This window comes from Butyricicoccus faecihominis (assembly GCF_014648015.1).
Taxonomy (GTDB): Bacteria; Bacillota; Clostridia; order Oscillospirales; family Butyricicoccaceae; genus Agathobaculum; species Agathobaculum butyriciproducens.
The window spans coordinates 1-10,128 of sequence record NZ_BMQH01000025.1; the positions used below are offsets into that span (position 1 = coordinate 1).

Below are 10,128 nucleotides of genomic sequence, written 5' to 3' on the forward strand. Positions count from 1 at the left end.
CGAGACGGCATCTTTCACAAGATCGGCTCAGTTATTGTAGTAATGGTGGCCGGTGCGGCTGATCTGCTCATCGGCGCCATGCTCGGGCACCTGCCGGGCGTCGTACTGCCGTTTGAGTATACGACACTGCTGTGCCCGTTGGTGGTCGTGTGGTACACGCTCACGGAGTTGGGCTCGATCGTCGAAAACGCAGTCAACCTGGGCGCACCCGTGCCGCAGTGGCTCCAGAAGATGCTGTCCGCAGCAAAGGACGCAGTGGATAAGTTAGGGGAGGAGAACGATTGATGAACATTCCGTTTGTGCCGGCTGATTCGAGCAACTTCTATTCGGGACGTGGCGGCAATTCGATCAAGTACATCGTCATGCACTATACCGCCAACGACGGCGATACCGACGAGGGCAACGCGCACTATTTTCAGGGCGCAGGCCGACGGGCAAGTGCACACTATTTTGTCGATGAGGACAGCGTTACGCAGTCCGTCCGCGACAACGATGCAGCATGGCATTGTGGCGGCGATCTCGAGAGCGCGCATCACCCGTTACGCGGCATTTGTATGAACCGTAATTCGTTGGGTGTGGAAATGTGCAGCGACATCGTAGGTGGCAAGTACACCATCACGCCGCAGACGGTAGACCGTGCCGTCGAGTTGGTCAAGTATCTTATGGCGAAGTACGGCATTGACGTAGATCACGTCGTGCGGCACTATGATGTCACCGGCAAGCTGTGCCCCGAGCCGTGGGTACGCGATGAAAGTCTGTGGCGTAAGTTCAAGGCACGGCTGACCGCGCCGGTTGAACCCGAACCGAAGAAGGAGGACGACGAAGTGGTAGAGAAGAAAAAGGTCCTGCTCAATGGCAAGACCTACGAGTGTGACATCATCAACAAGGATGAAATCAACTATATCAAGATGAGATCGCTCCAGCAGGCAGGCTTTACGATCGACTTTGATGCGGTCCGCAAAGTGCCGTCGATTACCGCGCCGCAGTGCCGCACGTTCATTCCGGACGGTACCGCAGAGGTGCAGGACGCCATCGACACCGTGCAGGAAGTTGCGGGGCTGGAGGAGCAGACCATCGAGTACCTGCTCCGCTATCAGTGGGGCGAGGATTTGGTCAAGAAGTTGGCAAAGGCGATGAAGTAAGGAGAAACCCCTCAGTGTTCGGTTTGGACACTGAGGGGTCTTTTCATATGTAAGGCTAAGCATATATGCGATGCTTATGAATCTGTCGAACGATTTTTCTGCATATACGGATCGATAGGGTGCAGATCTATTTTATGAGCATAATACCGTTTGGTAAATTCGTCAGGGTTGCCATACAGACGAATTAAGTTGATTATCTTCTGTTCGTAATCGGCCTGATTATAATAATAAATATGAGTCCGGACAGCGGTATTTAGAATCATCAGCAGGACATCTTTGTCGGTGATGTCCATGGAATGCCCAAAGATGTCCACTTCGATTTCCTTGTCGGCGGCAAACCAATCATAGACTTCGCGCCCGGTTCGTTTTTGGATCCGCTGAAAATATTTCTTGAAGTAGATCGTGTCCAGATTTTCTGGGTCCTGATCTTCTGTGCCAAGGACAATATTTTGAGGGGTGCCGGACGTAGAGCATCGCCCGTGGATGAAGTGTTCGCGCAACGGCGTGTTTACACCGATACCATTATCCAAGGTTTCGGCGGTATCGTAGTATGTATTGGTATAGTTGAATGACAGAAAGTAATCATATTCCTGTTGATAGATGAAATTGGGGAACTGCGTGTTTGGAGAATAATTTTGGGGCTGGTACACCTTCGGAAGGTATACACTCAGATATAGGTCGATATATTCAATCAGTTCATTGAGATATTTTTGCAGTTCGGACCATTGCTTGAATGTTTGACCACTTTTCAGCGGCCGAGAAAAAGTCTGAAAGCAGGAGTTGATATTGGCGTTAAAGGGGGAACCGGAGCGACCAAGAGAAAAGTAATTAACGATTTCTCGGATATCAGTTTCGAAATCTGTCCAGTTGCTCCCTGATTTGCTTTGAGTAAAATATTTGATAAACGGGTTGAAGTAAAAACGGTCGATATCTTCAGCGGATAACCACTTCGATGCGCTTTTAGGGAGGGTAAACTGTTTCTGCAACTCAGTTATCATATCTTTGTATCTTGTAGGCAAACCATGAGCAAGGTCGAAACCATTACCAACAACAAGCATGCGTGACATTATATTTCACCGTCCAATCTTTGATAACTATATTGTAATTGGGACTAAAAGATTGTGCAACAATAAGATACACGCCCCTTCGGAAATATCGCTGTTTCAGCTCGCGCGGGAGACCGTTTTCCGTTCCCTTAAATTTTCCCTTAAACGGACTGTTTTCCCTCGTTCAGCAGCACTTCACCGCCACTTTCAGGAAAATCGAAATCGTGGATTTATCCAAACTTATCAGAGCGAAAACATCAGTATAAACAAAAAGAACGCACCGTTTTCGGTACGTTCTTCGCTTTGGTGGAAGGTGGTGGATTCGAACCACCGAAGTCATAGACGACAGATTTACAGTCTGTTCCCTTTGGCCACTCGGGAAACCTTCCATATTCAGTTACCAGCTTGATTGGAGCTGGTGGACGGACTTGAACCCCCGACCTGCTGATTACAAATCAGCTGCTCTACCAACTGAGCTACACCAGCGTTTTGTCAAGCCGTCTGTCTCAGCGACTTATATATAATAGCATGCAGAGAGCAAATTGTCAACAGCTTTTTGCAAAGTTATCGAAAATAATTGTAAAACCCTGTGCATCGCTATTAAGGCAATACCGCATAATTGAACAAGAGTGATTTCCGCAAAGCACCGCAGTCTTAATTGTGCGGTGTTGCCTTAAGAAAAGGGCGGACACACCGGTCCGCCCCTGCGTATGGATTAAACGAACACATTTTGCACCAGCACCATGTAAAGCACCGTGCCGACGCCGATGGACAGCAGGTTATTATGCTTCCAGATGTGCAGCAGCGCCGTGATGGCGATGCACAGCAGCTCGGGAATACCGTGGGTACCCATCACCCAGCCGACGTTTTTCAGGCAGTACACGACCAGCAGCGCGATGACTGCGGGCGGCAGGGTAGAGCCGAGGTATCGGATGATCGGCGGGATGGGCTTGGAGCCGTTGAACAGCAGGAACGGCGCGACGCGCGTTGCAAACGTGCAGACGGCTGCCACGGCGATCATGGCGATAGCATAAACAGTTGTCATAATCAGGCGACCTCCTTTGCCAGACGGCCGCGCATAGCGACCAGCATGACGCAGATTGCGAGCATGGCGGGCAGGATGAAATTGTCCGGCCCGAGGATGGCGAGCGACACAGCTGCCGCAGCCAGCCCCATCAGTGCGGGGATGTGGCACTTGGTGCTCTGCCACTGCTCCACGAAGATAACCGTGAACAGCGAGGTCATGGCAAAATCAATGCCGGTGGTGTCAAACGGCAGTATGCCGCCGATGATCGTGCCGAGCACGCCGCCGAGGATCCAGTAGCTGTGATCCAGCATGGCGATCCAGAAGCGCATATCGCCTGCATCAATGCCCTCGGGTGTCTTGACCGAGCACAGCAGGGAATAGGTCTCATCGGTCAGCGAGAAGATCATGTACCACTTGCGGCGGCCCATCTCATGAAAAGTCTCCAGAAAGGACAGACCGTAGAAGATATGCCGGCAGTTGAGCAGCAGCGTCATCACCGCAACGGTAACAAGGGACGCCTTGGCCGCCAGAAGCGACACAAGCAGATACTGTCCCGAGCCAGCGTAGATGCTCAGGCTGCAGAAGAAGGACCAGATCGATCCGAAGCCGATATCGCGCAGCATAACACCGAATGCAAAACCGATGAACAGATAGCCGCACAGTACGGGTATCGTGGCGGTAAAGGCAGGACGAAACGCCTTTTTCATGGAAATCACCTACATACTATAAGGGTAAAAGAAAAGCGCTCTGCGAACAGAGCGCTTTGGCATTTCAACGTAAACGCACAGATCGTTAAAATCAGATAGCGCGGGTAACCTTGCCGGAACGGAGGCACCGAGTACATACGTTGATATGGCGGGGAGTACCATCGACCATAGCCTTTACGCGACGAACGTTCGGCTTCCAGGTTCGATTGGAACGACGGTGAGAGTGGGAAACCTGAATACCAAAGGTCACACCCTTATTGCAAATATCGCACTTTGCCATTTTCCTGCACCTCCTTCTTTCGGGCATTGCATAGCAGATATTATATTACCACATGTATAGAATGAATGCAAGCATTTTTTTTCAGAAAAAGAGAAAATTTCAAGTTTTCCTGCGGTCCGTGCGGAAATCGTTGAAAATAACAGGGAAATAGGGTATAATACAGCTATATCTACTTTATGTATTATACTATGTATTATACAGCAATAAAACAGCAGAGTAAAGAGGATATAGAATACCTGCCACAGCGGAAGGGAGCATTATACTTATGCAGTTAAAAGAATTCGGTGTCAGCTTGGGCGATCTGATCCATGAATTTAATTTTGAGGTCGTTTACGGTCCGGAGGGCTTTGAAAAGACCGAGATCACCAAGGACGACGTAAACCGTCCCGGTTTGCAGCTGGCAGGATTTTTTGATTATTTCGATCCGAACCGTATCCAGATCATGGGCAAGGTTGAGTCCAGTTATGTAGAGGGTCTGTCGAGCGAGGAGCGCCGCAGCCGTTTCGACCGTCTGTTCGAGACCGGCATCCCTGTGCTGCTGCTCTCGCGCAACATTGACGTATTTCCGGAGTGCCTTGCGGCTGCACAGGAGCATGGTGTGCCGATCCTCCGTACCAACGAGTTTACCTCTACCATCATGAGTGTGATCGTCGCCTTCCTCAAGGTAAAACTTGCACCGCGTGTTACGCTGCACGGCGTACTCATCGAAATCTACGGCGAAGGCGTGCTTCTGCTCGGTGACTCCGGTGTCGGCAAGTCCGAGACCGCGATCGAGCTGGTAAAGCGCGGCCACCGTCTGATCGCGGACGACGCGGTTGAGATCAAGCGTGTATCCGACAAGACGCTCGTCGGTACGGCGCCCGAGGTTATCCGCCACTTTATCGAGCTGCGCGGCATCGGCATTGTTGATGTTCGCCGTATCTTCGGTGTCGGCGCGATTAAAATGACCGAAAAGGTTGAGCTTGTCATCAACCTCGAGCCGTGGGAAGATGGCAAGCAGTACGACCGTCTCGGCATGGACAGCCAGACGACCTCCATCCTCGATATCGCGGTTCCGAGCCTGACCATTCCGGTAAAGCCCGGCCGTAACCTTGCTGTTATCATCGAGGTTGCAGCGATGAATGACCGTCAGAAGAAGATGGGCTTCAACGCCGCAAAGGAACTGCAGGAGCGTATGCTCAAACAGTACGGCAACTGATAAAAGGTAAATAAGGCAGTACAGCACAATGCAAACGGTATTGCCTTGAAAATTTAATAAAAGGTGGGGATCTTTATGAAAAAAGCAGCGGTATTGGTATGTATGGCGTCTGTTCTTCTTTCGGGATGCAGCGGTGCCGGTGGGGAAAAGGCATCGCAGACGGCGGATTCCTGCGCGCAGGCGGTTGCGTCCGAGCTGGCGAAGACCGACTGGACGGCGGTCAGCACCGATGCAAACAGCAATGACGCTGCGTATGTGATGGCGCATACGGACACGGTCGCGCTCGACAGGCTGATCGCGTTTACGCTTGCGTCCGATGGCGGACCGAGTGAGGGCGCGTGCGAGGAGCTGCGGAGCCGTTTTCTGGAATCGCCGCACACTGTTCTGGCGTATCTGGTGCTGATGGGCGATCAGACGGTATCGTCGGACGACAGCACACCGGTGGCAGAGTTCATCTGCGGGCAGATTGCCTCGGCAGATGCTGCATGGCATGACGGCTCGGAGGAGTTTGCACAGGCAATGGAATCCTGCAAGGCCGACTATCCGGAAGGACCGGCGGCGGAGCTGCTGAGCAAAATGGAGACGGCACACGAAGTCTCTCTGGAGCGAAATAAATAAGGTATGCAGGCAAAAGCGTGACTTTGACGGTCATGTCTTTTGCCTGCGTTTTTTTAGGGAAAACAACTAAACAGAGCGGACATTTTTTGTTGCACTCACCGAAAGAAAACCGGGAACAAAACCGCTTTCGGACCGTCTAACTGGGTATAAAAAGGAGGTAGTTATTATGATGGAGAAAAAACGAATGGCGGCATTGCTTGCAGCGGTGCTGTTCGGCATGAGCGCGATTCCCGCCGGAGCAGTGAACCTGATCGACACGGACGCGGCAGCGACCGACTCCGCCGAGCACGCGGAGCTTGACCTGTATGGCGTGCGCGCCACAGTAACCGACAGGCAGGACGGTGCGCTGACCGTCAGCACCGAAACCGCAGGCACAGTTGTGGTGCATATTTCGGAGCAGACGATCATCATGGACACGCAGACTGGTTTGCCGGCAGGCGCGCAGGATATCAAAAAGGGTGACGAGGTGTACCTCTACTGCGGGGAAATGATGGCGCTGTCCGAGCCGCCGCAGGTGTATGCCAAGGCGATTCTGGTCAATCTGACCGATGAACACGAGCCTGCAAGCCTGCTGTCCGCCGAGCAGGTGAAGAAGAACGCGGACGGCAGTCTGACCGTGCAGACAAGCGACGGCAGCCTGATGCTGCACATTGCGCGGAATGCGTCTGTTACGCCGTTCAGCACGAAAAACAAGGCGAAACTCGATGATATTCGCATGGGAACCCGGTTTTTTGCATGGTATGACACGATTCTGGAATCCTATCCGGCACAGGCGGGCACAGAGAAAATCGTGCTGCTGCCGCAGGAGGATGACACGTTCGCCGTTGTTGTCGAGGGTGACATGGTGCTGACCGAAGGACGCCGGACGGGCGGTGTGGCGATGGTGCCGCTGCGGACGGTCGCGGAAACGCTTGGCTACACGGTGAACTGGAACGCCAAGGACCGCACGGTGCACCTCACCAACGGCACGGTGCAGACGACCGTGACCATTGGTCGGGACGAATACTTCCACGCGACCGCAATGCCGGACGCGGACGGCATGAGCCGCCCGGGAGCACTCGGCGCCGCGCCCTATATCGCGCAGAGCAGAACGTGGGTTCCGGCGGAGCTGTTCGGCCTGCTCGGTGAGCAGCTTGAGATGCGCGGGGATGCGCTGTATCTCGGCGGGGTGCCGAATGCTTTCACCGGAGAAGCCGATGAGACGAATGCGTTTAACATCGTGTGCAAGGACAAGACGTTCGACAAAGGGCGCATGGAAAACGGCGTGGCTATGGTGCCGCTCCGTGAGGTCGGCGAAGCCCTCGGCTACACCGTGACGTGGGACATAGAGAACCGTCAGGCGAAGATGAACAACGGCAAGGTTATGACGCATATAAACATCGGTGAGGATTCCTATATCCGTTCGGTGATGAACGGCGACGGCACGGAAGCACCGGTTTCGTTCGGCGCGGCGCCGTATTTCGCTGATGGCAAGACGTGGGTTCCGGCAAAGCTGTTTGAACTGCTCGGAGAACAGGTTGAAATGAAGGGGAATGCGCTGTATCTGGATTAAATGTAGCGTTCTGTCATGAAAGGAGAGGCCGCCTATGAAAAAGATTGCAGCAATGCTCCTGCTGGTGCTCCTCGCCGCAGGATGCGCAAAAACACCGGCTCAGACGGTAAAAACAGAGCAGATGCCGCAGGATTTTGCAATTTGCTTTGCGTGATGGTATAATCTGGAGCAGAAAAACAGCATGGACACCGCGACCGGCAAACTGCAGAAGGATTTGCTGGCTGACGGAACCGCATCTGCGGGAATTTCAGCCGGATGAGGAACTGCTGCAGCAGCTTTACGAACTGGTAAGCCGAGACGGCTTTCTATCAATCAGCAGGGAAATGACAGCGCAGGAATTGGCGACAGATGGCACAGCAGCCGGTGTATCGCCGAACACCTGCTATGAAATTACCGTGACGATGAACGGCAAACAGACGGTTGTCCGCGGCGACCAGACCGCGGCAGCGTACACGGACACCGATGCGGATGCGGCCTGCTTTGTGGCAGTAACGGACGAACTGCAGCAGATTGTGCGGGAACTGCCGGAATGGAAGGCGATGCCGGAATCGGATGGGGCCTATCAGTAAGAGAAAGGATGACCGCCATGAAACGAAAGTGGAAAGCCTGCCTGTGCATAGCCGCGTTCCTGCTGGCCGTGCTGCCGGTCTCCGCAAGTGCGGATTCCGGCCCGAAACCGCAGATCACCATTCAGGTGCAGAATGCGCCGGACGGCGATTACTACGTTGACCTGCTCATTCCGGGCGAGATACCCGAGCGCGGCATCGACAATATAGAGTGGAACCACATTGACCGTGCATCGCTGCCGCTGGATGCGCTGGAGCGCGACCGCATGGACGGCTGGCACTATGCCATGCTGGACGGCACGCCTGCACCGCTGTTTTACAAGCATCCGGACAAGGACACGTTTGTGTTCAGCTATTTCGGCACGCCGGACACGTTTCGGATTGCGATTTGTGATGATTCTCAGCAGAAAGTAAACTTTTCTGAGGTGATGAAGCGTACACAACTGCAGCAGATATTCACCTGTGACTTTGCGGATAATACGGTAAAAACCGGAAATCCGCTGCTGACATATCTCAAACAGTTTGCGTCCTCGCTGCTGCCGACGCTGCTAATAGAGGGAATCCTGCTGCTGCCGTTCGGCTTCTGGGACAGGCGCAACGCAAAGCTGTTCCTCGTTGTCAACATCGGCACACAGCTGCTGCTCACTGTCGTAACGGCGGCCTGCATGTGGATTGGCATGCCGTTCTACCGGTATCTGGTATTTGCGCCGCTGGAGCTTGTGATTTGGATCATCGAGGCTATTGTTTACCGCAAACGGCTGCAAACCCGGCGGGAAACGGCTCATCCGATCGCTTACGCGCTGTGCGCCAACGCATTGAGCGCAGCCGCAACTTTGTTCAGCGTGCGCATGGTATTTCCGTGGGTTTGAGTGAAAAGAACCTGTCAATCGACAGGTTCTTTTGCGTATTTCGGCATTTTGTGGTATGCTATACGGAGCAAAGGAGGGGAGCGGCCGTGTCAGCCAAAGCATACTATCATCTGCCCGGATTGTTTGAATTTTACGAGTTTTACCGCGCATTCCTACCGTTATACCGCGCAAATCGTGACTGGTTTTATGACTGGTGTGAGATTGGGTCCATTTACGGCGCACCGGCGGACTGCCTCTGGGGAGGCGGACGAGCGGGTTTCGGTGAGTGCGGCGCACGCGAAGCGCTGGCTCTGGCGCAGGAATACGGCATTTCCGCGCGGCTGACATTCAGTAATTCGCTTTTGCGCGAGGAACACCTGTCCGACCGCAAATGCAATGCACTGTGCGAATTGTTTTCGCAGGCAAACAGCGTGCAAAACGGCGTAATCGTGCATTCTGAGCTGTTGACCGACTACCTGCGGGCGCGGTATCCGGCGCTGTACCTCGTGTCGTCCACGACCAAGGTGCTGACCGATTTTGAAGATTTCCAGCGCGAGCTGGACAGGGAAGAATTTCGGTATGTCGTGCCGGATTTTCGATTGAATAAGCGGTTTGACGAATGGAACGCCTTGTCGCAGGTGCACAAAGATAAGGTGGAATTTTTGTGCAATGAGTGCTGCTGGTTTGGGTGCAGTGACCGCAAACGCTGCTACGAGGTTGTCAGCCGCAAAAATCTCGGCGAAGACTGCGAGCACCGGTGCAAAGCACCGAATGCACAGGGCGGCTATCGGTTCTCCAAGGCAATGGAAAATCCGGGGTTCATCGGCGTTGATGCTATTCTGCGGACGTATCTGCCGATGGGATTTTCACAGTTCAAGATTGAGGGCAGGGGACTGGGCAGCGCGCTGATCCTCGAGTTTTTACTGCATTATATGACAAAACCGGCGTATCAGCTGCGCGTGAGAGAAGAAATCTATCTGGATAATATGCTCGATTTATTTTAGAGCATAAGAAAAGAACCTGTCGTAAGACGGGTTCTTTCAGTCTGTCAAAAAAGTATTATTTTAATTTTTACGCTTCGTGCGGCAGCACGCATAAAATAGAATTTGCGGAGCAAATTCATAAAAAGTCGGGGCGTGTACCT

General features: G+C 53.1%; 12 protein-coding genes and 2 tRNA genes. 8 read left to right on the top strand and 6 right to left on the bottom strand.

The window, feature by feature from the left end; genetic code table 11:
• Both IEY11_RS14395 and IEY11_RS14400 read left to right on the top strand, forming a co-directional pair.
• Nucleotides 1-285 (top strand): phage holin family protein (locus tag IEY11_RS14395; protein WP_188886881.1); only part of this gene is annotated, 285 nt, incomplete at its 5' end.
• Nucleotides 285-1,142, top strand: coding sequence for a peptidoglycan recognition protein family protein (locus tag IEY11_RS14400; RefSeq protein ID WP_188886882.1), 858 nt, complete (start codon nt 285-287; stop codon nt 1,140-1,142). The genes IEY11_RS14395 and IEY11_RS14400, both read left to right, overlap by 1 nt.
• A gap of 74 nt (nt 1,143-1,216) precedes the next feature.
• On the opposite strand, the gene IEY11_RS14405 is transcribed toward IEY11_RS14400, so the two are convergent.
• The 6 genes from IEY11_RS14405 to rpmB all read right to left on the bottom strand — a co-directional run bounded on the left by IEY11_RS14405 (nt 1,217) and on the right by rpmB (nt 4,202).
• Nucleotides 1,217-2,209, bottom strand: coding sequence for an AbiH family protein (locus IEY11_RS14405; RefSeq protein ID WP_194461878.1), 993 nt, complete (start codon nt 2,207-2,209; stop codon nt 1,217-1,219).
• A 283-nt stretch (nt 2,210-2,492) separates the two neighbouring features.
• Nucleotides 2,493-2,577 (bottom strand) — tRNA-Tyr (locus IEY11_RS14410).
• A gap of 21 nt (nt 2,578-2,598) precedes the next feature.
• Nucleotides 2,599-2,674, bottom strand: a tRNA-Thr gene (locus IEY11_RS14415).
• A 229-nt stretch (nt 2,675-2,903) separates the two neighbouring features.
• The gene (locus IEY11_RS14420) at nt 2,904-3,233 is read right to left on the bottom strand and encodes a branched-chain amino acid transporter permease (RefSeq protein WP_118285327.1); all 330 of its coding nucleotides are present in this window, start codon (nt 3,231-3,233) and stop codon (nt 2,904-2,906) included.
• Nucleotides 3,234-3,235: 2 nt separating this feature from the next.
• Nucleotides 3,236-3,922: an AzlC family ABC transporter permease gene (locus IEY11_RS14425; RefSeq protein ID WP_116704935.1), complete on the bottom strand. Its 687-nt coding sequence runs from the start codon at nt 3,920-3,922 to the stop codon at nt 3,236-3,238.
• Nucleotides 3,923-4,013: 91 nt separating this feature from the next.
• On the bottom strand, nt 4,014-4,202 hold the full coding sequence (rpmB, locus tag IEY11_RS14430) for a 50S ribosomal protein L28 (RefSeq protein ID WP_110436524.1): 189 nt from the start codon (nt 4,200-4,202) through the stop codon (nt 4,014-4,016).
• Nucleotides 4,203-4,467: 265 nt separating this feature from the next.
• Between rpmB and hprK the strand changes: the two genes are divergently transcribed.
• From hprK to IEY11_RS14460, 6 genes are all read left to right on the top strand, one after another.
• Nucleotides 4,468-5,400 carry an HPr(Ser) kinase/phosphatase gene (hprK, locus tag IEY11_RS14435; RefSeq protein WP_188886884.1) on the top strand — a complete coding sequence of 311 codons (933 nt, stop codon included), beginning with the start codon at nt 4,468-4,470 and terminating at the stop codon, nt 5,398-5,400.
• Nucleotides 5,401-5,475: 75 nt separating this feature from the next.
• Entirely contained in the window at nt 5,476-6,018 is a 543-nt protein-coding gene (locus tag IEY11_RS14440) for a hypothetical protein (RefSeq protein ID WP_194461879.1), read from the top strand.
• Between the two features lie 166 nt (nt 6,019-6,184).
• Nucleotides 6,185-7,570, top strand: coding sequence for a copper amine oxidase N-terminal domain-containing protein (locus IEY11_RS14445; protein WP_188886886.1), 1,386 nt, complete (start codon nt 6,185-6,187; stop codon nt 7,568-7,570).
• Between the two features lie 146 nt (nt 7,571-7,716).
• Nucleotides 7,717-8,139, top strand: a complete 423-nt coding sequence (locus tag IEY11_RS14450; protein WP_188886887.1) for a hypothetical protein — start codon at nt 7,717-7,719, stop codon at nt 8,137-8,139.
• Nucleotides 8,140-8,156: 17 nt separating this feature from the next.
• A complete protein-coding gene (locus IEY11_RS14455; RefSeq protein ID WP_188886888.1) occupies nt 8,157-9,005 on the top strand; it encodes a hypothetical protein in 849 nt (282 codons plus the stop codon).
• Between the two features lie 86 nt (nt 9,006-9,091).
• A complete protein-coding gene (locus IEY11_RS14460; RefSeq protein WP_188886889.1) occupies nt 9,092-9,988 on the top strand; it encodes a hypothetical protein in 897 nt (298 codons plus the stop codon).
• Nucleotides 9,989-10,128 lie beyond the last annotated feature (140 nt).

Coding starts and splice junctions, on each gene's coding strand:
- IEY11_RS14455 (WP_188886888.1), top strand. CDS start 8,157: ATGAAACGAAAGTGGAAAGCCTGCCTGTGCATAGCCGCGTTCCTGCTG.
- hprK (WP_188886884.1), top strand. CDS start 4,468: ATGCAGTTAAAAGAATTCGGTGTCAGCTTGGGCGATCTGATCCATGAA.
- IEY11_RS14420 (WP_118285327.1), bottom strand. CDS start 3,233: ATGACAACTGTTTATGCTATCGCCATGATCGCCGTGGCAGCCGTCTGC.
- IEY11_RS14400 (WP_188886882.1), top strand. CDS start 285: ATGAACATTCCGTTTGTGCCGGCTGATTCGAGCAACTTCTATTCGGGA.
- rpmB (WP_110436524.1), bottom strand. CDS start 4,202: ATGGCAAAGTGCGATATTTGCAATAAGGGTGTGACCTTTGGTATTCAG.
- IEY11_RS14405 (WP_194461878.1), bottom strand. CDS start 2,209: ATGTCACGCATGCTTGTTGTTGGTAATGGTTTCGACCTTGCTCATGGT.
- IEY11_RS14425 (WP_116704935.1), bottom strand. CDS start 3,922: ATGAAAAAGGCGTTTCGTCCTGCCTTTACCGCCACGATACCCGTACTG.
- IEY11_RS14440 (WP_194461879.1), top strand. CDS start 5,476: ATGAAAAAAGCAGCGGTATTGGTATGTATGGCGTCTGTTCTTCTTTCG.
- IEY11_RS14445 (WP_188886886.1), top strand. CDS start 6,185: ATGATGGAGAAAAAACGAATGGCGGCATTGCTTGCAGCGGTGCTGTTC.